The 23,954-nt window shown below is 45.8% G+C and carries 23 protein-coding genes and 1 riboswitch; of the genes, 8 read left to right on the top strand and 15 right to left on the bottom strand.

Features of this window, described 5'->3' with window-relative positions; translation table 11 throughout:
* The first annotated feature begins 7 nt into the window (after positions 1-7).
* On the top strand, positions 8-1,204 hold the full coding sequence (gene ftsW, locus FTU95_RS04020; protein WP_180077626.1) for a putative lipid II flippase FtsW: 1,197 nt from the start codon (positions 8-10) through the stop codon (positions 1,202-1,204).
* Here ftsW and FTU95_RS04015 read toward each other — a convergent pair.
* The 7 genes from FTU95_RS04015 to FTU95_RS03985 all read right to left on the bottom strand — a co-directional run bounded on the left by FTU95_RS04015 (position 1,193) and on the right by FTU95_RS03985 (position 7,945).
* On the bottom strand, positions 1,193-1,453 hold the full coding sequence (locus FTU95_RS04015; RefSeq protein WP_005094432.1) for a zinc ribbon domain-containing protein: 261 nt from the start codon (positions 1,451-1,453) through the stop codon (positions 1,193-1,195). The two genes, ftsW and FTU95_RS04015, sit on opposite strands and share 12 nt — an antisense overlap.
* A 56-nt stretch (positions 1,454-1,509) precedes the next feature.
* Entirely contained in the window at positions 1,510-2,430 is a 921-nt protein-coding gene (gene gluQRS / locus FTU95_RS04010; RefSeq protein ID WP_225553535.1) for a tRNA glutamyl-Q(34) synthetase GluQRS, read from the bottom strand.
* A 2-nt stretch (positions 2,431-2,432) separates the two neighbouring features.
* A complete protein-coding gene (gene dksA, locus FTU95_RS04005) occupies positions 2,433-2,960 on the bottom strand; it encodes an RNA polymerase-binding protein DksA (RefSeq protein ID WP_005094428.1) in 528 nt (175 codons plus the stop codon).
* Between the two features lie 210 nt (positions 2,961-3,170).
* A complete protein-coding gene (gene cpdA / locus FTU95_RS04000) occupies positions 3,171-3,983 on the bottom strand; it encodes a 3',5'-cyclic-AMP phosphodiesterase (protein WP_180076072.1) in 813 nt (270 codons plus the stop codon).
* The gene (locus FTU95_RS03995; RefSeq protein ID WP_180077624.1) at positions 3,980-4,615 is read right to left on the bottom strand and encodes an NUDIX domain-containing protein; all 636 of its coding nucleotides are present in this window, start codon (positions 4,613-4,615) and stop codon (positions 3,980-3,982) included. The genes cpdA and FTU95_RS03995 overlap by 4 nt, the downstream gene beginning before the upstream one ends.
* A gap of 76 nt (positions 4,616-4,691) precedes the next feature.
* Positions 4,692-6,587 carry a phosphomethylpyrimidine synthase ThiC gene (gene thiC, locus FTU95_RS03990; protein WP_074383658.1) on the bottom strand — a complete coding sequence of 632 codons (1,896 nt, stop codon included), beginning with the start codon at positions 6,585-6,587 and terminating at the stop codon, positions 4,692-4,694.
* Positions 6,588-6,675: 88 nt separating this feature from the next.
* A riboswitch (TPP riboswitch) is annotated at positions 6,676-6,808 on the bottom strand.
* Between the two features lie 105 nt (positions 6,809-6,913).
* Entirely contained in the window at positions 6,914-7,945 is a 1,032-nt protein-coding gene (locus FTU95_RS03985; RefSeq protein WP_074383657.1) for a hypothetical protein, read from the bottom strand.
* A 288-nt stretch (positions 7,946-8,233) separates the two neighbouring features.
* Here FTU95_RS03985 and FTU95_RS03980 point away from each other — a divergent pair, with 288 nt between their 5' ends.
* Positions 8,234-9,592, top strand: a complete 1,359-nt coding sequence (locus FTU95_RS03980) for a TolC family outer membrane protein (RefSeq protein ID WP_180077622.1) — start codon at positions 8,234-8,236, stop codon at positions 9,590-9,592.
* A gap of 92 nt (positions 9,593-9,684) precedes the next feature.
* Positions 9,685-10,404, top strand: a complete 720-nt coding sequence (gene phoU / locus FTU95_RS03975; protein WP_005094412.1) for a phosphate signaling complex protein PhoU — start codon at positions 9,685-9,687, stop codon at positions 10,402-10,404.
* Between the two features lie 64 nt (positions 10,405-10,468).
* On the opposite strand, the gene FTU95_RS03970 is transcribed toward phoU, so the two are convergent.
* Positions 10,469-12,271 (bottom strand): ABC transporter ATP-binding protein, encoded by a 1,803-nt coding sequence (locus FTU95_RS03970; protein ID WP_005168969.1) that lies wholly within the window; start codon positions 12,269-12,271, stop codon positions 10,469-10,471.
* Between the two features lie 150 nt (positions 12,272-12,421).
* Here FTU95_RS03970 and FTU95_RS03965 point away from each other — a divergent pair, with 150 nt between their 5' ends.
* Entirely contained in the window at positions 12,422-13,042 is a 621-nt protein-coding gene (locus FTU95_RS03965) for an alpha-ketoglutarate-dependent dioxygenase AlkB (protein WP_180077620.1), read from the top strand.
* Positions 13,043-13,106: 64 nt separating this feature from the next.
* Here the strand turns inward: FTU95_RS03965 and ruvX are convergent, their stop codons facing one another.
* From ruvX to recN, 3 genes are all read right to left on the bottom strand, one after another.
* Entirely contained in the window at positions 13,107-13,550 is a 444-nt protein-coding gene (gene ruvX, locus FTU95_RS03960) for a Holliday junction resolvase RuvX (protein ID WP_100329418.1), read from the bottom strand.
* Complete coding sequence (locus FTU95_RS03955) at positions 13,543-14,097, bottom strand: YqgE/AlgH family protein (RefSeq protein ID WP_159138536.1); 555 nt, start codon at positions 14,095-14,097, stop codon at positions 13,543-13,545. Before FTU95_RS03955 ends, ruvX begins: the two co-directional genes overlap by 8 nt.
* Positions 14,098-14,210: 113 nt before the next feature.
* Positions 14,211-15,872, bottom strand: a complete 1,662-nt coding sequence (recN, locus tag FTU95_RS03950) for a DNA repair protein RecN (protein WP_100329416.1) — start codon at positions 15,870-15,872, stop codon at positions 14,211-14,213.
* Between the two features lie 414 nt (positions 15,873-16,286).
* Here recN and FTU95_RS03945 point away from each other — a divergent pair, with 414 nt between their 5' ends.
* From FTU95_RS03945 to FTU95_RS03935, 3 genes are all read left to right on the top strand, one after another.
* Positions 16,287-16,610, top strand: coding sequence for a pyrimidine/purine nucleoside phosphorylase (locus tag FTU95_RS03945; protein WP_004281089.1), 324 nt, complete (start codon positions 16,287-16,289; stop codon positions 16,608-16,610).
* 136 nt (positions 16,611-16,746) lie between these two features.
* Positions 16,747-17,496, top strand: a complete 750-nt coding sequence (rlmB, locus tag FTU95_RS03940; RefSeq protein ID WP_005168959.1) for a 23S rRNA (guanosine(2251)-2'-O)-methyltransferase RlmB — start codon at positions 16,747-16,749, stop codon at positions 17,494-17,496.
* Positions 17,497-17,502: 6 nt separating this feature from the next.
* Positions 17,503-18,426 carry a DMT family transporter gene (locus FTU95_RS03935; protein WP_005094400.1) on the top strand — a complete coding sequence of 308 codons (924 nt, stop codon included), beginning with the start codon at positions 17,503-17,505 and terminating at the stop codon, positions 18,424-18,426.
* 21 nt (positions 18,427-18,447) lie between these two features.
* Here the strand turns inward: FTU95_RS03935 and coaE are convergent, their stop codons facing one another.
* From coaE to pilB, 4 genes are read right to left on the bottom strand one after another with little or no spacing between them, the layout of a single operon-like run.
* Positions 18,448-19,047: a dephospho-CoA kinase gene (gene coaE / locus FTU95_RS03930; protein WP_074383651.1), complete on the bottom strand. Its 600-nt coding sequence runs from the start codon at positions 19,045-19,047 to the stop codon at positions 18,448-18,450.
* Between the two features lies 1 nt (position 19,048).
* Positions 19,049-19,909, bottom strand: a complete 861-nt coding sequence (locus tag FTU95_RS03925) for an A24 family peptidase (protein ID WP_074383650.1) — start codon at positions 19,907-19,909, stop codon at positions 19,049-19,051.
* Positions 19,909-21,138, bottom strand: coding sequence for a type II secretion system F family protein (locus FTU95_RS03920; RefSeq protein ID WP_100329414.1), 1,230 nt, complete (start codon positions 21,136-21,138; stop codon positions 19,909-19,911). The genes FTU95_RS03925 and FTU95_RS03920 overlap by 1 nt, the downstream gene beginning before the upstream one ends.
* A gap of 31 nt (positions 21,139-21,169) precedes the next feature.
* A complete protein-coding gene (pilB, locus tag FTU95_RS03915; protein WP_005094394.1) occupies positions 21,170-22,882 on the bottom strand; it encodes a type IV-A pilus assembly ATPase PilB in 1,713 nt (570 codons plus the stop codon).
* Between the two features lie 277 nt (positions 22,883-23,159).
* Here pilB and tpiA point away from each other — a divergent pair, with 277 nt between their 5' ends.
* A complete protein-coding gene (gene tpiA, locus FTU95_RS03910; protein WP_005094392.1) occupies positions 23,160-23,951 on the top strand; it encodes a triose-phosphate isomerase in 792 nt (263 codons plus the stop codon).
* Positions 23,952-23,954: the final 3 nt, after the last annotated feature.

Raw genomic sequence — 23,954 nt, 5'->3', positions numbered from 1 at the left:
TCGTGATATGGCTGGGTTTGCTCAGACTACGATCAATAAACTAAACCAATTTTATAGCCAGTGGGTACCCAAGCTCCCCGCTGAGCTAAATCCACGGAATGTACTAATTTTCTGTGTATTGGCTTTACTGTGTATTGGTTCGATCATGGTGGCATCGGCCTCGATGCCTTATGCTGAACGTATGCATGAAAATGCCTTTCATTATATTAGCCGCCATGGCATTTCGATTTTTGTGGCAGCAGTAGCCGCCTATCTAACCTATAAAATTCCCTTAAAGGTCTGGTTTAATAACACCTTCTTTTTGTGGATTATTACCATTGTACTGTTGGTGGCCGTGCTGGTGGTCGGGACTGAGGTCAATGGTTCCAAGCGCTGGATTCGGGTGGCCGGATTTACCTTGCAGGCCTCGGAAGTGGCGAAAGTGATGATGGCGATTTTTACCGCGGACTATGTGGTACGCCGTGCGGAAGAAGTCCGGAACAATATTAAAGGTTTGGTTCGTTTAAGTGCGATTATGGGTGTGACCGTCGGTTTGATTATTCTTGAGCCGGACTTGGGGGCAACCGTAGTAATTACCTTGACCATGCTTGGCGTGTTTTTCCTCGCGGGTGCGCCGTGGATTCAGTTTGGTGTGGCCTTTATGACCTTGGTCGGTGCATTTGCCGCAGCGATTTTATTAGAGCCTTATCGCTTGCAGCGTTTGATGTCTTTTTCAAATCCATGGGAAGATCCACTGGGTAGCGGTTATCAGCTCTCGAATGCACTAATGGCCTTCGGCCGTGGTGAGTGGGCCGGGGTTGGATTGGGGCACAGCATTCAGAAAATGTCTTATCTGCCTGAAGCGCATACTGATTTTATGCTGGCGATTTTAGGTGAGGAATTTGGCTTTTTAGGTATTGCGACCATCCTGATCCTGTCTTTTACCATGCTGGTCTGCTGTATCCGGATCGGACATCGTGCCTTGCAACATCAATATCTACGCGCCGGCTATCTGGCCTATGGGATCTGTATCATTTTCCTGTTACAGATTCTGGTGAATGCCGGTATGAATATGGGCGTGTTACCGACCAAAGGTTTGACCCTGCCATTTATTAGTTATGGGGGTTCATCATTGATTGTCTGTGCGGTGATGATCAGTTTAGTGCTGAAAATTGATTCGACCACTCGGCAGGTCAATCCAAGCCGGGAAGAATCAAGCTTCTAGATTGGAGTTGGACCCGGGCTCCGGCTGAGCATGGTCAAGCACTGTGCTCGGCATTGCAGTTCCGCAATTGGAACAGGTCACAAAAGCAGTTTTAGGCTTGGAAAGTGGAATCAATGGAATAAAAAACAAAGAAAAATAATGACGTTGCTGTTTCAGCTCATAGCCTGTACGGGTTCGGCAGACTGGACACAGGAACTGGCTCTTTTCAATAGTTTTGGTTTTAGGGCCGAATCCAAAAATAAAAAACATCTGCTTTTCCTCTCTGATTTTAATTCTAGAATTCTAGCTTAAGCCAAAACAGGTTTTTATTGATAACAACCTTGTAGCGCTGTTGTATGTGGAATCCGTTCAATGTTCCATTGCGCAACCGCCTGTTGCAGCATGCGTTGTGGCGTATCCAGATCAACTTCAGCCTGATGCAAAGCATTAAGTGCCTGTTTTAAGAGTTGTGGGGCCTGACTTAAATCCAGTGCTTGGGCCAGATTCTGTTTTGAGAGTTTTTGTCCCTGATCATTCATCGCCAGGGGTAGATGCATATAATTCAGACGCGGATAACCGAGCAACTGCCCCAGATAGATTTGCCGTTCGGTATTGTCCAGCAGGTCAGCACCACGTACCACATGGGTCATGCCTTGCAGATAGTCATCGACCACTACCGCCAGCTGATAATTAATAATCCCGTCACGACGTTTTAAGACAAAGTCTCCCAGATCTTTCTTCAGCTTTGAGCAGTGTCGACCTTGTAATTGATCTTCAAAACAGATTTCGATATCTTCGACTTTTAAACGGATCGCTTGATTGTCGAATGCCAGAGCTAGGTCACGGCAGGTATCCTGATAGATATGATTGGAACCGAGCATTTTACGGGTACATTGACAGGCATAAACCAGACCCTGCTGACGTAATTGTTCGATCACATCTGCATAAATATCTAAACGGTCTTTCTGGAAAATGATTTCGCCGTCTGGCTCAAGCTGAAAGGCGTCCATGGCACGCAAAATATGCTCTTCACTGCCCGGATAAATACGCGGAATATCGGTATCTTCCACCCGAACCAGCCATGTGCCGTGGTTGGCTTTGGCATCGCAATAACTGGCAACTGCGGTAATGAGGGAGCCAAAATGCAAAGGGCCGGTTGGCGATGGCGCGAACCGACCCACATAAGCCATCCTATTGTCCCCCTCCTTTTTTAAAGGAGGGGTTAGGGGAGGATTATTCAACAGCATCATTAACCGTTATTTTGCTTCTCTTTGATTTCCGCCAGGGTTTTGCAGTCAATACATAAAGTAGCCGTTGGACGGGCTTCTAAACGACGCAAACCAATTTCGATGCCACAAGTTTCACAGAAACCATAGTCATCATTCTGTATCGCTTCGATTGACTGTTCGATTTTACGGATCAGTTTACGTTCACGGTCACGGGTACGCAGCTCAATTGCAAATTCTTCTTCCTGAGTGGCACGATCGTTGACATCAGGCAGGGCAGTATTCTCATCTTGCATCGTATTCAGCGTACGATCCACTTCTGACATCAACTCGGCTTTCCAGGCCAGCAAAATTTGGCGGAAATGCTGAAGCTGACCTTCAGACATGTATTCTTCATTTTTTTTAGGTTGATAAGGTTCAATACCAAATAAGCTAGCAGTAGAACCACCGTCAGTCGTTTTAGGCTTAGATTTGCGTACGCGCTTTGCAGCTTTCTCTTCTACAACTTCAATTTGATTGTCTAAGACTTGATTTTGGTTGTCATTCGCCATTTAGGGCATTCCTCATCATATGCGTATGATTGCTACGCAAAAAATATGGTGATATGCAATTTTTATCCACCCTGTAGAAGGATTATCCTCCTGTGGGGGCCGTCATCATATAGACTTTTTATGCTTATTGATAGTCTTTGATGTCTGGACTATGCATATCACATTTCCTTTGGTTGCAATAAAGTAATGCAAAAAAAACAAATTGAAAAGTTAATAACCTGAAATTTCAGTATTAATATTTTGCTGACTCAATGCCACCCGTTCAATATAGGTATCAAACTCACCATTTTGTTGCAAATGTAATACACGATAACCGGGCGCCGCCTGATCTAGCGCGAAATCCTGGCTTTTAGGTTTGAACTGCACACTGGTCGATGGCGTGGATAAAAAATAGATACCATGCCATTCATTACAGGAATCCTGATGCACATGACCAAACAAGACCAGCTTTATATTCTGGTGCCGTGCCAGGACATCTTTCAGAGCTTCGGCATTTTTAAGCCGGTGCTGGTCAATCCAGTGCGATTTCATCGCAAAAGGGTGATGATGACAAGCGATGATGACATGCTGATGCTTAAACTCAAGCAATAATTGGTTCAATTGATCAAGCTGAGCTTGTTCCACCCAGCCATCAACCTTGCCTTGAACCGCACTATTCAACAAAATCATGGTCCAGCTACCAAAATGAATCGCATGTACCTGATTGGCATTCTGATGAAACGGAAAGATCCGGGTGTCATCATGATTACCTGGAATTTGATAATGCGGCACGTTTAAGAACTGGATAAAGTCTAAATAACGCTGATAAGTTCGTTCCACCGGCACCTGCGCCAGATCACCGGTATGAATCAGCGCATCCATTTTGGGAAAGCGCTGCTGAATCTGCTGCATCACTTCATGAAAACTCTGCTCCGGATTCATCCGGGCAAATTCCAGCTCTTCCCGATCCATCAAATGGGTATCAGAAATCTGGATAATGGTCCAGTCGGGCTGTTCGGTTGTATTTGACTGCGAAAAACTCATGTCTTTCCCCTTAGACATATCCCTGCAGTATGAATATGTTGTTGCAACCATTGCAAGGCCATAATGACCGGTGCATTCCTTAAGCGCCCATTGCTGAGTAGTGCGGAAATATCTGCATAATCCAGAATATGCAGCTGGATATTTTCACCTTCATCCGGCATACCAAAAATACCGCCCTGTTCAGGCAATTCGGTCTGGGCCACATATAAATGAAATAATTCGGAACAGGCACCTGCGGAAGGGTAGAAGCTGAAAATGTGCTGTAGCTCATCCAGGGTACAGCCTGATTCTTCGAGTGCCTCGCGGCGGATACATGCTTCAGGTGCTTCATTGCCATCCAAAACGCCAGCAATCACTTCGAGTTGCCAAGGAGAATCGACATCGTCCAATCCACCAATCCGAAACTGTTCAATCAGGCCGAATTTCTGCTGTTGATGGTTGTACATCAGTACACCCGCTGCTTCTGGCCGGTGAATCAGCTCACGTTGCAAAATAGGCGTCGAGCTGTCCTGCTGGAATAAACGGTGTCGCAGGCTGACTTTTTCCACCTGAATAAATCCCCGGTACAAAAACTCACGTGCCTCTATGCAAAAGTCTTTTTTATTATAAGAGGCCTGTTTAATAATATTCATATGCTCAGATAGAATGAATTGATTTATTTTCATCCTATCTGAGTTTTTTTTGAAGACAACTGTTTTTTTTAAAGTTTTATAGTTTGTGGTACAGATTTTGGCCAGACTTATGGAAGCTGGCTTTCATCTGATCCATACCTGCTTCAATTTCGGCCTGAGAGCTTGCCGGCTGATCAGGCTTGGCCTGCTGATTGGCATAGTCTCGAACATTCTGGCTAATCTTCATTGAACAGAACTTCGGTCCACACATGGAACAGAAATGTGCAGATTTATGTGCTGCTTTGGGCATGGTTTCATCATGCATGCTACGGGCTGTATCCGGATCCAGACTCAAATTAAACTGGTCTTCCCAGCGGAATTCAAAACGTGCCTTGGACAGCGCATTGTCCCGGGCCTGTGCGCCTGGATGCCCTTTGGCCAGATCGGCTGCATGTGCTGCAATCTTGTAGGTAATAATGCCGTCTTTGACATCTTTTTTATTTGGCAAGCCAAGATGCTCTTTCGGGGTGACATAGCACAGCATGGCGGTGCCATACCAGCCAATCATTGCGGCACCAATCGCTGAAGTAATATGGTCATAACCCGGGGCGATATCCGTAGTTAAAGGGCCAAGGGTATAGAAGGGCGCTTCTTTACAGACTTCCAGTTGCAGGTCCATATTTTCCTTGATCATGTGCATCGGCACATGGCCCGGACCTTCAATCATCACCTGTACATCATGTTCCCAGGCACGATGGGTCAGTTCACCCAAGGTTCTCAGTTCAGCAAATTGCGCTTCGTCATTGGCATCTTGCACACAGCCTGGACGCAGGCCATCGCCGAGGCTGAAAGACACATCGTATGCTTTCATAATTTCGCAGATGTCATCAAAATGGGTGTAGAGAAAGTTTTCCTGATGATGCGCCAGACACCACTGTGCCATGATCGAACCGCCACGCGAAACAATGCCGGTCAGACGGTTGGCCGTGAGCGGTACATATCTTAAAAGTACACCGGCATGAATGGTGAAATAATCCACGCCCTGTTCCGCCTGTTCAATCAGGGTATCTTTAAAGATTTCCCAAGTCAGGTCTTCGGCTACGCCGTTGACTTTTTCCAAGGCCTGATAGATCGGTACGGTGCCAATTGGCACGGGAGAATTGCGGATAATCCATTCCCGGGTTTCATGGATGTTCTGCCCGGTTGAGAGATCCATAATGGTATCTGCACCCCAGCGTGTCGCCCAGGTCATTTTCGAGACTTCTTCTTCAATCGAAGAACCCAAAGCCGAGTTACCAATATTGGCATTGATTTTGACCAGAAAATTGCGTCCGATGATCATCGGTTCCAGTTCCGGATGATTGATATTGGCCGGAATAATCGCGCGGCCGGCAGCGACTTCCTGCCGTACAAACTCCGGGGTGATTTCAGTCAGGTTTTTAGCACCGAAATTTTGTCCCGGATGCTGGCGCATATCGACACCCTCCAGTTGACGCAGGTTTTCACGAATGGCGATATATTCCATTTCTGGCGTAATCATGCCTTGTTTGGCATAGTGCATCTGGGTGATGTTCTGGCCGCGTTTGGCTTTGCGCGGTTTTTGAATATGCGCGAAACGGATGGCCGCAGTACGGATATCACGTAAACGTTGTCGGCCAAATTCAGAGCTTAAATCGTCCAGCATTTCTGTATCGTTACGCTGTTCAATCCAGCTGTCACGGATATTGGGCAGGCCTTTATTCAGGTCAATCGTCACATTGGGGTCGGTATAGACACCAGACGTGTCATAAACCATCAAGGGCGGATTATATTCACCGCCCAAGCCGGTCGGGGTTTCACTGAGGGAAATTTCCCGCATCGGCACCTGAATATCAGGACGCGAGCCTGGCAGATAGACTTTACGTGAAGCGGGTAGAATGCGCGTTAAATCACGTGCTTCCTGTTCATGAGCGGAGAGAGAAGTTTCAGAAGAAAGATTCGTTAACTGGTTCATGGCTATGATCCTTATGAATGACATCAACGAATCAAGCACGACCAAAAACGCGGGCAGATTTATCCTGAGCAGATAAAGCAGGGGCTGGGTTTTTAGCTGGCTTGATTCCTACGCAGGTATTAACCTGATCAGGTTCAACGGTACCCATGCTCAATTCCTGATAAAGATAAAAGGAATCACATGATCTCAGCGAGGGATTACTCGCGCTCCGTCAAGCGAGGCTAAAGCTTAGCTCAGTTTATGCCGAATAAACAGGTCTAAATCTCTCAACTTTAGCGATGGTCTCTTCAGGCAGGGGAAGCTGGACTTAAGCCAAATATTTCTAGCTAGATACAGAATGCATCCATAAAACAGTCTTTATCATATTTTTGTGAGGGTGGGCTGATCTTGGCATAATACAGAATCTGTTCAGCATCCGAACGGTTTCGATAGTCGGCAGGCAAGGCTTGCTGGCGCTGTTGCGGATTCATGTCCAGAAACTCCAGAAATTGGCGAGCCTGGGTCGAAAGCGTTGATTTCTGACCACTGGATAGACCAATAATGGTTTCCAGATGACTGGTATCGACTGCATAACGGTCGCGATAATCCTCAGAAACGGGAGATGCTTCGGTGCCTCTAAACAAAAAATAGGTATATTGTTTCAGCAGGTATTCGGCATCCCGCTTATAGCTGCTCTCAGGATAGGTCTTGAGATAATCTTCCCAAAGCAGACTGCGGGCTGCAATGTCAGCTGCTTCAATTTGCAGGCGTTTTTCCACCAGTACCGGCTGCATATTCTGTTCAGCCAGATGTTCAATAAAGGCTTTTTCAGCGTCGGGTAAATAAGGCGCAAAAATGCGGGCCAGATATTCCGGACTACGACGATAATGTAAGTTGCCATCGCCAAGATCCAGCAGTTCGACATAAGCCTGACCTTTGTGTTTTAACAGGTACTGGTCACGTGAGGTGAGCTGCTGAAAATGGGCTTGCTGAATGGTCGGATGCTGGGCCATTTCCAGCGCATACTGTTCAAAGGCGCGTTGCTGGAACTCGGTACGGTCGACGGCTAAAAAGCGCTGATACATTTCAGTAGAACGCAGCATCAGATGCTTCTGCTCCGCCAATTCCATCAGGGGCAGACACACTTTAAGATCCTGATTAACCTGTTCCAGCGCAAAAGTGGTGCGCTGGTCATTAATCTGGGACATATTTTTTTCAATATTCTTGCACATCAGGCTAAAGTCATTGACTGGACTTTGCTTCTGATTGGTCTCAGTCTGTTCAACCTGGATCTGTGGTTCCGACGGCTGCTGACAGCCTGCCAGAAACAGCAGGCTGCCGGAAATTAGACAGGCTTTGAATATCGACGGGAATGGCATTAACACTATGTTTCAGGACTCTGTATAGGTGAATTCAGAAAATAACGGCCTTGCTGGGAGATATATTGTATAGATCAAATAAAAATACTATGTTTAGTATTGTGAATTGCTTTGTTACATTGCGGGTATAGATCTTGAAAATTGAATTAATCGTGGATAAAACCCGAGAGTTATATTAAAAAGTTAATAAAAATCATACGCAAAAATGCAAAAAATCTCTTTAGTATGGCTTAGCTTAAAGCGCCAGAATTTTTGATCTGAATGGCTGTTAGGGGTTAACACTATAAAATGAAACTAAAACTCAGTGTCATGGCCGGTTTATTGTGCAGTAGTCCGGCGATTTTTGCCCTGGATCTGCAACAAGCCTATGCGCGCGCCCAGCAAAACGATCCGAACTGGCAAGCGAATCTGTTGCAATATCAGGCCGATCAGCTCAATCTGGGGATTGCCAGCGGCAATTTACTGCCGACCGTGAGTCTTTCAGGAAATATCACCCGTAAAAACCAGTCTGTCAATAACTCGCAATCTGCAGGTTTGCCGCCTGAGTTTGGTGAGTTGCAAAGTTCCAGTACCACCAGCCGTCAGGTGGCTTTAACTGCACGCCAGCCTTTATTTCGCTGGGATGCCTGGCAGGGCTATAAACAGGTCAAAACTTCGGTCGAACTCAGCGAAGTCAATCTGCGTCTGCAAAAACAGCAGCATATTTTACAGGTGGCAGAAGCCTATTTTAATGTCTTGCGTCAGCAGTCTTTGACCACGGCATATTTGCAGGAAGAACAGGCTCTATCTGAGCAGCTGCGCATGATGAATGCCAAACTAAAAGAAGGTCTGGTGGCACGTAGTGAGGTCAGTGAAGCCAATGCCCAGTATCAAAGTGCCCAAGCCAACCGGATTTCGACCCAAGTTCAGCTGATTCTAGCTCAGGAGCAACTGGCTCAGCTGATCGGGCCTTATCAGGAAAATCTGGCGGTATTACGCAATGACTTCCAGTTTCAGAAACCGATTCCAAGTGACATGCAGTCCTGGACAGATTTGGCACAAAGCCAGAATCTGAACATTCTGCAAGCCCGTCTGCAAAAACGCTATTCTGAAGATGCCAAACGGGTTGAGCAGGCCGCCCTCTATCCGCAGGTTGAAGCGGTCGGCACCTATGGCTATCTGAAACAGACACCAGAAACGATTATGTCCAGCAATGGTGATTTCGACCAGATTGGGGTGGAAGTCAACTGGAACCTATTTAGTGGTGGCCGTACCCAGAAAAGTATTCGTCAGGCTGGGGTCAATGTACAAAAAAGTGCAGCCCAATTAGACGCTGCGATCCGCAAAGCCAATACCAATGTGAAGCAGTCCTTCATGCAGGTAGAAACCGATCAGGCCAAACTGAATGCGCGTAAAGCGGCGATGGAATCTTCGGAAATGGTTTCACAAGCCTCCAGAGCCCAATATCAGGAGGGCTTAAAGACCATGGTCGATGTGTTGCTGGCCCAGCGCAATGCTTTTTCTGCCAAAACGGATTATCTGAATGCCAAATATGATTATCTGCTGCATGTACTCCAGTTACAGGCTTCAGTCGGGCAGCTGACCGAAAAGGAGCTGGCAGAGCTGAATGCCTGGCTGATCGAATATGATTCACCTCAGCCCAGATGACGCTACGATTGTCATCAAACTTTCATCATAAATATGCTTTAATGTGCTTTATTATTGATCATCGCTATATGCCGTTTCAGGAGTAGACTTCCTTGTGTCCAAATAATCCTGTGTTAAGTCATCACATTTCTTCGCAATTTAATGAAGAGTTGCAGGACGTCAATACCAAATTCATGACCATGGGCGGACTGGTGGAACAGCAGGTGGCCAACGCCATTCATGCCTTACTGGATACCGATGTCGCCATGGCGATTGATGTGCAGTTTCAGGACAATGTTGTCAATCAGATGGAAAGAGACATTGATGAAGCACTGACCCTGATTCTGGCACGCCGTCATCCTGCTGCGATTGATTTACGGATGGTACTGGCCATGTCCAAGGCCAATACCGATCTTGAGCGTATTGGTGATGAAGCGTCTAAAATAGGCCGGATTGCACAAAGCCTGAGCGAAGAGGGTAGTTCGCCGCGCGGTTATATGGAAACCCGGCATATTGGCAACCAGGTTCGGGTGATGATTCATGATGCACTGGATGCTTTTGCACGTCTGGATGTAGATCAGGCCTTGAAAGTGATGTTGGCAGATGCGGATATCGACCGTGAATACCAGTCAGCAACGCGTACTCTCATGACCTATATGATTGAAGATCCGCGACATATTAGTCGTGTTATCAATGTACTATGGGTGCTTCGTTCACTCGAAAGAATTGGCGACCATGCCCGGAATATTTCTGAACAGGTGATCTATATGGTCAAAGGTTTTGACGTACGTCATACTAGCGTCGAAGAAATTGAGCAAAAAGTTCAGCGTTAAGAGTGATCATCTTTCAATAAAAGACCTCCCGCTCGGAGGTTTTTTTATTGGCTTGGAAGAAGCCCTAACTATGGGTTTCTTCCTCGGCATCATCCTCAAAAGTCTTGGCGATTTTTTCAATATTCAGGCTCTTGGCCATGGCATCAAAAATTTCCTTATACACGCCTTGCTGATGATAAAGCTGAGCGTGCTCACCATGTTCGGCAATCCTTCCCTCTTTCATCACATAGGTATAATCCGCGTCAATAATTTGCGACAGGCTATGTGAAATGATGATCACGGTACGGCCTTGCTTGATTTGATCCAGACTTTGCTTGATCTGTTCGGTGGCGATGGCATCCAGACTCGCCGTCGGTTCATCCAGAAAAATAATCGGTGGATTTTTCAGGAACATCCGCGCCAAGGCAATGCGTTGCTGCTGTCCGCCAGACAGCATGAGGGCATCACTATCATAGCCATCCGGTAACTGTAAAATCTGCGCATGAATCGAGGCTTTTTCTGCCGCCTCAATGACATCGTCCATTGAAGCTGTAGTTTTGCCATAACGGATATTCTCAAAAATGGTGCCTTGAAAAATATGATTTTTCTGCAACACCAGACCAATATGATCACGCAAAAATTGGGTGTCATAGTCTTTCAGGTCAATGCCATCCAGTTTAATCTGGCCTTGTTGCGGCTCATAAAATTTATCCAGCAGGCTGATCAGGGTAGATTTCCCCGCACCGGATAAGCCGACCAAAGCCGTGATCTTATTCGGACGAATTTCCATCTCAATATCTTTCAGGGCATGATGGCCATTCGGATAATAAAAATTCACCCCAGTCAGTTCAAATTTACCAGTCACTTGCGGTTTTTGTTGACCACTTTGTTCAATTTCCTGATCCGCTTCCAGAATCTTAAAGAAGCTTTCTGAATAGATCATGGCATCATTCACTTCATCATAAATCCGGTGCAGTGAGCGAATCGGGGCGGAGACATTATTAAACAGCAGCACATGAAACATGATCATGCCGATACTCATCTGGCCATCCAGCACAAAATAAGAGGTCAGAATAATAATCAGCACAATGCCGATCTGTTCCAGGAACGTTTTCAGACCATCAAACAGGAAACTGGTCTGACGGGTTTTCATCTGGTTGTCGGTCAGTTCGCGTTGCAATCCTAGCTGCTTTTCCGACTCAATCGCTTCCCGGTTAAAGGATTTGATCACGGTAATTGAATTAATAATACTGAGAATACCCTGACTCTTTTTCTCGCGGCCATCTCTTAAACTGCGGCGCCAACCACCGAGCTTTTGTGCCTGTTTATAGGTCAGCCAGAAATAGATTGGGACAATGGCGGTGGCCACCAGACCGACATACATATTGGCATAGTACATCAGGCCCAAAGCCACAATCGCACTGGTAAATAACGGTAAAATATCAATAAAAAAGATCTGTACCAGACGGGTCAGTGAGCCGATACCACGATCAATACGGGTCTGTAATTTTCCGGCCTGATTATTTTCCTGATTAAAAAATTCCAGACGATATTTTAAGAATTTTTCAATAATTCCTTGGGCCAGATCCTGAGAAACAAAAATCCGTAGCTTTTCTCCATAAAACTTCTGGCCGAACTGGACAAAGGCATTGATAATCTCTTTACCGAGCAAGATCGCTGAAATCGTAATCAGAATATGCCAGCCCTGCTCCAGTCCCTGACCTTGTTCCAGCAGCGCATTGATACTATCGACTGCATATTGCAGGGTTAGCGCATTGACCTGTGCGGTAAAGGATCCGATCAGGGTCAAAATCAGCGTGGCAATGACCAGCACCCGATAGGGCTGAACAAAAGGACGAAGTTTCTGAAACAGCTGCCATAAGTTCATAAAGGATTATTTTTATTGTGAAAGTTAAATTCAGTTTAGGCAGGAACAGGACAAGTCACAAGAGCAAATCTTGTAGTCATTTGTGAAATCCGGTTGTACTTTTTCAAAGTCAATGTCAGTATTTTCAGTAAGATACTGGGTCTAATTGAGATGACTTTAGATTTATTTGCGCCCCAACCTGAAACGAATATCTTACCCTTTGATGGGGTGGTGGAGGACTATGGTCTGATTCTGGAGCAGGCACAAAGCCAGCAGTATTTGCAGTATTTTCTGAGCCAGTTGGCCTGGCAACATGATGAAGTACGGTTGTTCGGCAAGCACTATATCACAGCACGCAAGGTGGTCTGGTATGGCGATGCGCACTATCAATATCGCTATTCGGGGACGCTCAAGCAAGCTCAGTTGTGGCCCCCGGGATTATTGCGTTTAAAGCAGCATATTGAACAGCTGGTGGGTCATCCCTTTAATTCCTGTCTGGCCAATTTATATGAAGATGGTTCACAAGGCTTGGGTTGGCATAGCGATGATGAGCCTGCTTTATATACAGGAAGTTCTCGGGAAAATGTCATTGCTTCTCTGAGTCTGGGCGTGACCCGTAAAATGAGTTTTAAACATAAAACCCACGGGGATAAAGTCGAGTTGCTGTTACACAGTGGCCAACTGATTGTGATGCGCGGCCAGACCCAGCAGCACTGGAAACACAGCATTGGTAAAAGCAGCAAAGTATTAACACCCAGAATTAACCTGACCTTTCGTTATTTTTACCCTTAATAAATATTCCTAGGTATGAAAAAGCATCCCAAAAGGATGCTGATTTTAAAATTTCACCAGCAGTTTAAGGGGTGATTCCGGCAGGATGGCGATACCAGCTTTCAATCAATAAGGCTGCGGCGATACTGTCCGCAGACAACTTTTTGCCGCGACCTTGCGCCTGATAATGATCCAGCTCATCGCGTGCTTCACGGGTGGTCAGACGCTCATCGACCATCAAAGTTTCAATATTGGTCTGGTGCCGTAAACGGCGCGCAAATTTACGTGCCCGTGTCGAAAGCTCCGATTCACTATCATCCATATTCAGTGGCAAACCGACCAGAAATAGATTCGGTTGATGGCTTTTCACTATTTTGAGCAGTTCATCCCAGTTCGGAATACCATCTTTCATGGGAAATAAAGGTAGGGGACTGGCACTTGCAATCAGGGATTGTCCAACAGACATTCCCATTTTTTGTGTACCAAAATCAAACGCCATAATGGTTTGTGGCGTGTTTACATCAGGCATGTCCAATCTCGGAAGATAACCAGTTGCGGTCGACGCCCATCTTTTTATAGGCAGCATCCCAACGGTCGTTATAAGGTAAGTTAAAAATCAGATCCATATCAGAATCACAAATCAGCCAGTCACCGTGGGCAATTTCCTGTTCTAGCTGGTGTTTGCCCCAACTGGCATAGCCAAGTGCGATCTGATAGCGACCCACACCTTCATTATGCGCAATTGCATCCAGAATATCTTTGGAGGTGGTGATACAGACATTTTCACCCACCGCAATAGAGGAATGCCAGGTCGGCTGACCGGTATGCAGCACAAAGCCGGCCTCAGGGCGTAAAGGGCCACCTTGCAAGACTTCATGTGGATTGACATTGTCTGCTTCAATATCAAGATCATTCAGCAATTCTTTAATTTGAATACCGGCAGGGCGATTGATGATGATGCCTTGTGCACCATCTTCATCATGGCGAGCCAGATAGATCACCGTCTGGGCAAAAAAATCATCATCCGCATGTGGCGGCGCAATCAGACAACGATGTGTCAGAAACTGTTTGGTCACCTGAGCAGTTCTCCTTAAAATCAATTTCTTTGCAAAGAAATCGTATGATCCTAACCGCTACGTTACTCGAGCTTTATGGATTTACCAACTTTTATTTGTCTGGATTGTGATATTTAAACCTGCTGAAATTTCAACTGACGTAACTGACGGGCATGTTGTAAAGTCGTTTCACTGATTTCAACACCACCGGTCATGCGCGCGAGTTCATCAATACGTGCATCTTCTTGCAAACTCAGAATGGTGCTGCTGGCCGGGTCGGTTTGCTGCTTTTTCACCAGTAAATGCTGGTCAGATTGTGCGGCCACTTGTGCCTGATGGGTAATACACAGAATCTGTACATGCTGGGCCAAACCTGCCAATAAACGCCCGACAATCTCTGCTGTACCGCCACTGATCCCGACATCAATTTCGTCAAAGACCAGTACTTCGGCTTCGGTTTTTTCTGCATTCATGACCTGCATCACCAGTGCAATACGCGACAGCTCACCACCTGATGCCACGCGAGCCAGGGGTTGTGCTGGAATGCCTTTATTGGCAGTAAATAGGAGTTGAATAAAGCTGAGGCCTTCACTCGATGGCTGTTCCAAAGCTTCAAACTTAAACTCGAAATGGGCTTCTGGTAGTGCCAGTTGTTTAACCTGTTCTGTGAGCTGCTTGGCCAGAGGTGCTGCGGCTTCACGGCGAATCTGATCCAGGTGTTGGGCTTTCTCCAGAAAATCCTGATAAGAGACTGCAACCTGTTCAGCCAGTGTTTCTGGGTCTTCCAGTTGATGCAGCTGTTCTAATTCGGTTTGCCAGGTTTCATATTCTGCCTTGAGCAATTCCGGTTGAGTACGATATTTACGAGCCAGACGGTGGAAAACCTCTAAAGTTGAATTCAGTTCTTCCATGCGTTCCGGGTCAAAACTCTGACGATCCATAAACTGACGTAAATTCGCCGCAGCATCTTCAAGTTCGCTTTGTGCATTTAATAAGGAATTATAAATTCCGGAAAGCTGCTCACTACGACCGGCATGCGATTCGACCCGACGCATAATTGATGCGAGTTCCTGGGTCATGTTCTGTTCAGCCTCATCGAGTACATTCAGGCTATAGACACAATCCTGCATGATCGCTTCATGATGGGAAAGCCGGTCAAATTCCTGCTCAATCTCCTGATAATCAGTCTGAACGATGTCTTCCAGTTCTTCCAGTTGCAGCTCAAGGGTTTCGATACGCTGTTTACGGGTGGCTTGTGCATCCAGTGCTGCCTGATGCTGGCGGATATTTTTCTGCCAGGTACTGTAGGCATCCCGTACCGCTTGCGCCGGCGCATAAAAATGATAATAACGATCCAGCCAATGCTTCGGATAAGGGGGTTCGAGTAGTTGTTGCTGACTGTGCTGGCTATAGAGTTGTACCAATAAACGCCCAATTTCTTTTAGTTCGGACAGGCTGCTCGGTCGTCCATTGATCCAGGCTTTGCTGCGACCGGTGGCAAAAATTACCCGGCGTAAATGGATTTCACCTGATTCATCATCCAGCTCATGTTCTTTTAACCACGCGGCTTCAGGACTATGTTCCTGATAGCTAAAGCTTGCAGTCACATCGGCTTTTTCGGAACCATAACGCACATAATTGGTATCGGTTCGCTCACCCAGACAGGCAGACAAGGCATCTAACAAGAGGGATTTACCTGCACCAGTTTCACCGGTTAAAACGTTAAAACCTTTATCAATATCAATAGCAAGGTGCTCAGCTAAAGCAAAATTGATCAGAGTTAAATGTGTCAGCATAAACGCATCCGGGCTGCGAAAAGTTTGAGTGAAATAGCCTGATGTTGGATTGGGGTCACAACACGGCTGTGATTATAAATCAGGATGAATCAATTTCATTCTATCTTAAATTTTAGCGATTCATATATGCTTATTTCACTGTATTTTCGAAAGAAGCTGACTCAAAAGCCGGCAAATTCACTGCTTGTTTTCATAGTTTTGACATTGTCAAAGTTTAAGCTAGAAACCAAATCTGGCGGGCTGAATATACCATCAAGCCAGTAAACAAGCGGCCTGAATACCCCTTTCGCAACAGGCATTCAGGCGAGATAGAATATTTCACCGCTGCCGACAAACTTCGATTGATTAGTTGAGAGTGCACATTTAAACTACAGCAATCAAAATATTACAAAATGCTTTATCTGGAGAAATCGCATGTCAGCTCAGTTTGATCATGTATCTGTACTTAAAAAATCAAATGTATATTTCGGCGGTTTATGTATCAGCCATATTGTTCAATTTGAAGATGGCACCAAAAAGACTTTGGGGGTCATTTTACCATCAGAAAATGCCTTAACCTTTGAAACGCATGTGCCTGAGCGCATGGAAATTGTTTCAGGTGAATGTCGTGTTCAGATCGGAGATAGCGAAGAAAGTGAGCTGTTCCGTGCAGGCCAGTCCTTCTATGTGCCGGGTAATAGCCGTTTTAAAATCGAAACCGATGATGTGCTGGACTATGTCTGCCATTTTGAAGGTTAAGTACAGCGCAAGATCAGTGCAAACCGGGCAAGAAATTTCAGTGCGAATCGGTTAAACTAATCATTCTATAGAAATCCTGTGAAGTCAGCTTTACGGGATTTTTCTTTTATATATAAATTTAATTTAGAGGTCGTTCATGGCAAAACCTGAATATTTTTATGGCGTACATTCAGTGGAGTCATTGTTAGAGCTTGAGCCTGAACGTGTCTTGACATTATTCACTCTCAAAGGACGCGATGATCAGCGTTTAAAACGTGTACTGGAACTGGCTGAGCCGTTTGGCATCAGTGTGCAGCAAGCCAGCCGTGACAAACTGGAAAAATTGGCCGGTCAACCCTTTCATCAGGGTGTCGTAGCAGCCGTTCGTGCTCATCCGGTCTTGAATGAAAAAGATCTTGAGACATTATTGAGCGCAAATCCGCAAGCCTTGTTATTGGCCCTTGATCATATTACCGATCCACACAACCTCGGCGCATGTGTACGTACTGCCGCCGCGATGGGGGTTGAGGCGGTGATTGCACCACGTGATCGTTCTGCAAGCTTGACTCCGACTGCACGTAAAGTGGCTGCTGGTGGTGCTGACAAAGTCAAATTTATTCAGGTGACTAATCTGGCGCGTACCTTGGGGCAAATCAAAGAAGACTTTAATGTGCGAGTCGTTGGTACCATGCTGGATGAAAAAGCGCTGCCGATTCAGGAGTTTGATTTCACCGGTACTGGTGTCTGTGTGGTGATGGGTGCGGAAGATACCGGTCTACGTCCAATTACACAAAGCCAATGCGATCAGACGGTGTATATCCCGATGGCGGGTAATCTACAAAGCCTGAATGTCAGTGTTGCAACAGGTATGGCACTGTATGAAGCTTGCCGCCAGCGTAACCTGTAATTGATGATGGCATTGTCAGATCGTACACAAGGTTATGTCTTTCTACTGACGACTATGTGTATCTGGGGCGGTTTTACTTTAACCGCCCGTCTGAATGCGCTTTGGAACATCAGTGCCTGGGATATCGTGGCTCTGCGGTTTTCTCTGGCTTTTCTGATTCTGATGCCGATCTTGCTCTATCGCAAGGAGGCGGCTTTTTTACTGAAAAAAGAACCCTTTATTCTGGCCATGATTGGCGGAGTAATTTACTGTCTGTTTGCCTATAGCGCCTTTCATTATGCGCCTACCGCCCATGCCGCGATTTTCTTGAATGGCTGTATTCCGATTTGTACTGCAATCATGGCTTTTTTCCTGATGGGGCAGGCTTTTGATAAGCATACCTGGGCCAGCCTGATTATTATGATTGCGGTGCTCTGTATCATGAGTCTGTTGATGTATCAGGAAACCGGGGTGGCATTCGGGGCAGGGGATGGGCTGTTTTTTATCAGTGCAATACTCTGGGCAATTTTTACCGTGTTATTGCGGAAATATCAGTTAACTGCATGGCAGGCAATGAGCGGTGTCGCGATCTGGTCAGCAGTGGTTTACGTACCTGTTTATCTGCTGTTTTTACCCAAAAATTTGAGTGTGCCAGAACCCCAGCATTTATTGTTTCAAACCATCTTTCATGGGGTTTTTGTGGTAATTATTGCCACTTTAAGCTATGTCGAAGCAATCAAGCGTCTCGGTGCATTTAAAGCCGGTAGCATTACCAATCTTGCACCATTTATTGCTGCGATTCTGGCGGTGCCTTTATTAAATGAAGCGCTGAGCCTGGCGATGATCTGTGGCTTGGTGGGGATGGCAATTGGGGCCTTACAGCCTTGGCGCTGGATTGGCCGTAAAGATAGTTTAGAAGCACAACTTGCAGCACAGAAAAAGCAGTCTTAATCGGACTGCTTTTTTTATACCTCAGGCAGCTGCCATGTTTAAATATTTTTCATGCAATGGGCGGAGATGGGCATAAAGATGATCCAGATGACCATCATTCAGCACAATATCATCAGCCATGGCCTGTTTCTGTTCACGTGACATTTGTGCGGCAATAATGTTTCGGATTTGCTCAATATTTTGACCATCACGTTGTGAGGCACGTTCAATTTGCAATTCGATTGTGGCATCAATCAGTAAGCGATGCTGAGTGAGCTCATGTTGATTGGTCTCAAACAGGAGCGGTGAAACCAGAATGGCATAGGAACTTTGCGCAGCATCTAACTGCTGAATAATCGAAGTGCGAATTGCTGGATGAGTAATATTTTCCAGGGTTTTACGTGCTTCAGGAGACTGGAAAATATATTCGCGCAAGGCACGACGATTCAGTGAACCATCTTCAAGCAGTACCCAATCCCCAAAAGCCTGCTGAATCTGGGCGAGTGCAGGCTGGCCAATCTCGACCACTTCACGCGCCACCACATCGGCATCCACAACGACAATGCCTTGTGCTTCAAACCATTGACTGGCCGCAGACTTGCCACTACCAATCCCGCCGGTTAATCCGAGTATAAATTTCACTTTATTGACCTAAATACACTTTCATAATCTGCTCGCCCCACAGAAAAGCAATCCAGCCGGCAATCGCGATATAGGGACCAAAGGCAAAAGGCTGATTTTCCTTACGGACTTTCAGCAGGATAATCCCGATAATCGCACCCACTAAAGAAGAAAGGAGCACAATTAATGGTAATAGCAAAGGCCCCATCCAGGCACCCAAGGCGGCAAGCAATTTAAAATCGCCATAGCCCATACCTTCCTTGCCAGTGACAATTTTAAAGACATAATACACCACCCACAAACACAGGAAGCCAATGATATAGCCCCAGATGGCAGAACTCGGTGAGGTATAGAGGGCATAACTATTGACGCCCAGACCCAGCGCGGCCAGGGGTAGGGTATAACGGTCCGGCAATAACTGGGTGTCAAAATCAATAAAGGTCAGTGCAATTAAGACATAAGTCAGAATCAGGCCAAATAACATCTGGACAGTCGGACCAAAAACAGCCACCACCATCAGCGCACAGGCCGCGGTCAGAAGCTCAATAAATGGATAGCGGATACTGATGGGATTTTGACAGTTGCCGCACTTGCCGCGTAAGACCAGCCAGCTGATGACGGGAATATTCTGGTACCAGCGGATTGGCTGATGACATTTGGGGCAAGTCGAATCGGGTTTGCTTAAACTTAATTTGGTCTCATCAATAATTGGCTGTTCCGGATGCAGGAACATTTGGCAATCGGTACGCCATTCCTGCTCCATCATCTTGGGAGTGCGATAAATCACCACATTTAAGAAACTACCAATGCAGAGACTAAAAAGCCCAACTGCGCTATACAGCGCTGTTGGGTTTTGAATGAAATATTGAATAAGATCTTGCATTAAACCACAGAACCCATTTGGAAGATTGGAAGGTACATGGCAATCACTAGACCACCGACAAGTACACCGAGAACAGCCATGATCAAGGGCTCCATCATGGAAGTGAGGCCGTCTACGGCATTGTCGACTTCATTTTCATAATGGGTAGCAACTTTATCCAGCATGGCATCTAACGCACCGGATTCCTCACCAATGGCGACCATTTGCACGGCCATAGATGGAAACTTGTTGGTCACCCGCATGGCAAACTGTAATTGCTGACCAGTGGCAACATCTTCGCGGATTTTCATGACGGCATCTTCATACACCACGTTATTGGTTGCGCCAGCAGTGGATTCCAGTGCATCAATCAAGGGTACACCGGCTGCAAAAGTGGTGGCCAAGGTACGGCTATAACGGGCAATAATCGCTTTATACACCAGATCACCGAAAATCGGTGCTTTAAGTGCTGCTTTATCCAGAAAATCGCGGAATTTTTTACTGCGTTTTTTTGCTTCCAGAAAAGCCGTAATGATGGCCCCAATGGCAATAATGAGCAGGAACCAATATTTTTGCATCCATTCCGACATATTGACTACCATTTTGGTAAAAGCCGGTAAGTCAGCACCAAATGAAGAGAATAAATCCTGGAAAACCGGGACCACTTTTACCATTAGAATAATCGTGACAATCAGCGCGACCACGACCACCGCAGCCGGGTACTTCATGGCTTTTTTAATTTTTTGCTTGAGCAGTTCACTTTTTTCCTTGTAGATCGCAACCCGATCCAGCATGGTTTCTAGCGCACCGGATTGTTCACCCGATTCGACCAGTGAACAAAATAGTTTATCGAAGTATTGCGGGTATTTACGCAGTGCACCGGCAAAGGTATTACCACCTTCCACCTCACCTTTAATCCCCAGAACGACTTCACGCATGGCTGGATTCTCCAGACCCTCTGCAACAATTTCAAAGCCTTGTACTAAAGGTACGCCGGCTTTCATCATGGTCGCGAGCTGTCGAGTAAAAATCGTAATATCCAGTGTGCTGACACGTTTTTTCATTAAGCCTTCGAGAATGTTTTTTTTCTTTTCCCGAATGGTCTTGATGCTGATGCCCTGTTTTCTGAGCGTCACTTTGGCCAGTGCCATGTTGCGCGCCGGCAATTCCCCCTTGATCTTTGCCCCTTTACGATCAATTCCTTCATAGCTGAAGATCGGCATCATCTGGCCTTTCTTTACTGCTGCCATACCTTTATCCTTATTTTAGATCAGCGCACGATCATTCGCTGGTGACACGATTGACTTCCTGTAAAGAAGTCACCCCCTGCATCACCTTGATTAAACCTGATCGGCGTAAATTGTTAAAACCTGCACGGGCAGAAGCATCGGCAATTTCAAGTGCATTGCCATCTTCCATAATAATTCTAGAAATTTCAGGCGTCACTTTCATGACTTCATAAACACCTACACGACCCTTATAGCCTTCGCGACATTCATTGCAACCTACCGGCTCATAGATCTGGAACTCTGGTTGCTGGAGATCTGCTTCGGTAAAACCCATTTCCAATAAACTCTGCTGTGGAATGTCGGCAGGTTTTTTACATTGTGAACACAGGCGACGTGCCAGTCGTTGTGCAATAACCAGATTCACTGAAGTGGCAATATTAAAAGACGGCACGCCCATATTGCGTAAACGGGTCAGGGTCTCAGGCGCACTGTTGGTATGCAGCGTTGACATCACCATATGACCGGTCTGTGCCGCTTTAATGGCAATTTCTGCAGTTTCCAGATCCCGGATCTCACCGACCATCACGATATCTGGATCTTGGCGTAAGAATGACTTCAAGGCAGCAGAGAAGGTCAGGCCGACTTTATTGTTGACGTTGACCTGGTTAATTCCTTGCAGGTTGATCTCGACCGGATCTTCCGCGGTGGAAATATTGGTATCTTCACGATTCAGGATGTTCAAACCGGTATAAAGTGAAACCGTTTTACCAGAACCCGTTGGCCCGGTAATCAGCAGCATGCCTTGCGGTTTATCCAGCGCCTGCATAAACAGTTCTTTTTGTTCCGGTTCATAACCGAGTGCATCGATCCCCAGCATCGCGCTAGATGGATCTAGAATACGCAGTACCAGTTTTTCGCCAAACAGGGTCGGTAATGAGTTGACACGGAAATCAATGGCTTTGTTCTTTGAGAGTTTCAGCTTGATACGGCCATCCTGAGGAACACGTTTTTCAGAAATGTCCATTTGCGACATGACTTTTAAACGTGAAGACAGGCGGGTTGCCAACTGCAGCGGCGGTGTTGCAATTTGGCGTAATACCCCATCGACCCGATAACGAACCCGGTAGATTTTTTCATAAGGTTCAAAATGCAGATCCGAAGCACCCATACGAATCGCATCGATTAATAATTTATTGATATATTTGACAATCGGTGCTTCTTCTTCACCTTTGTCTTTTTCATCTTCTTCTTTACTCGGATCAGATGAATCGAAATCTACATCCAGATCAAAGTCTTCATCAAACTCAAAAGTGCTTTCTTCGGTAAAATTCTGCTCGATCAGTTTTTCCAGTTTATTGTGTTCAACAATAATGGTTTCAATATTGAGCTTGGTTGAAAAGCGAACGGCATCAATCGCTTCAATATTGGTCGGATTACTGATGGCAATATATAAAATACTGGAATTTTTAAAAATTGGCAGGATGCGATGCTTGGTAATCAGCTTCTCATCAATGATATCCCGCAAAATTTGCGCAGGATCATAGGCACTGATATCAAACAGCGGCTCACCAAATTCGACTGAAATCGTTTCAGCAATAACGGTTGGGGAGAGCTGTTGCTGGTTAATCAGCTCCGCCACAATATCTATTTTTTCTTGCTTGGCATGTGCCAAAGCACTGCGCATATCTTCAGCCGAGATGACGCCTTCCTCGACCAAACGACGAATAAATCCGGTAAATCTTGGCGACCCCTGTAATGCTGTCATGCTATAAATGCCTATAAATCAAATTTTTTTAATTGCTATATTAAAATTATACGTTTGTTACGTAAAAATACCATAGCTAAGAGTGCTGCTACCTTCCTCATATCCAGTAAAACTTTGAACTGGTTAGAAGAAGTTCCCATTTTTTTAAGTGATAACAAAAAACAACCATTTTGAATAGTCTAAACCTAGAATAAGTGATAAGAAAACTATTCTTTAAATTTTCCAATTCCGTGTAGAATGTGCCCAATTCGAAATATGTAAATAAAATAGGTTAATTATGTCAGTTTCGACGATTACCCCTTGGGTAATAGGTAACTGGAAAATGAATCCGCTGCAGGCAGATGCATTAACACTGGTGCACGGTATTAAAAATTTACTGGAAACTGCACCAATCGCCGCAGATAAATGTCATATCGGTGTAGCCCCGATTGCTCTTGCCCTGACCCAGATTCAGGCGGAACTGTCATCTGCGACTCGTCCTGTTTACACTGTAGCACAAGATGTTTCACGTATTTCAGGAACGGGTGCTTATACCGGTGAAGTGAGCGCTGAATTATTGCAAGACAGCCAGATTCATTATGTACTGATTGGTCATTCTGAGCGTCGTGAAGTTTTCGCAGAAAACGCAGAAGTTCTGAATGCCAAAATCAAGCATGCATTAACTGCCGGTTTAACGGTGATTTACTGCGTGGGTGAAAGCCTGGAACAACGTGAAGCAGGGCAGGCTGAAGCGGTCGTATTGCAACAGATTTGTGATATTGCAGCGGTAGTGGACGCTGAGCAATGGAAAAATATCGTGATTGCTTATGAGCCGATCTGGGCAATTGGTACCGGTAAAACCGCCTCTCCTGAAGATGCACAAGCCATGCATGCACAAATCCGTCAAGGTTTGAGCCAGATCACCGGCTATGGTGCAACCATGGCGATTTTATATGGTGGTAGTGTCAAGCCGGAAAATGCAGTAGAGTTAGCAGCCTGCCCGGATATCAATGGAGCACTGGTCGGTGGTGCATCACTCAATGCTGAGTCGTTCCATAAAATTGCTCACGCATTTGCAAATACACAATAATTA

The organism is Acinetobacter sp. YH12208 (assembly GCF_013418055.1).
GTDB lineage: Bacteria > Pseudomonadota > Gammaproteobacteria > Pseudomonadales > Moraxellaceae > Acinetobacter > Acinetobacter pseudolwoffii.
The sequence above is the reverse complement of the archived record's forward strand: the minus strand, read 5'-3'. Positions and strand labels throughout refer to the sequence as shown.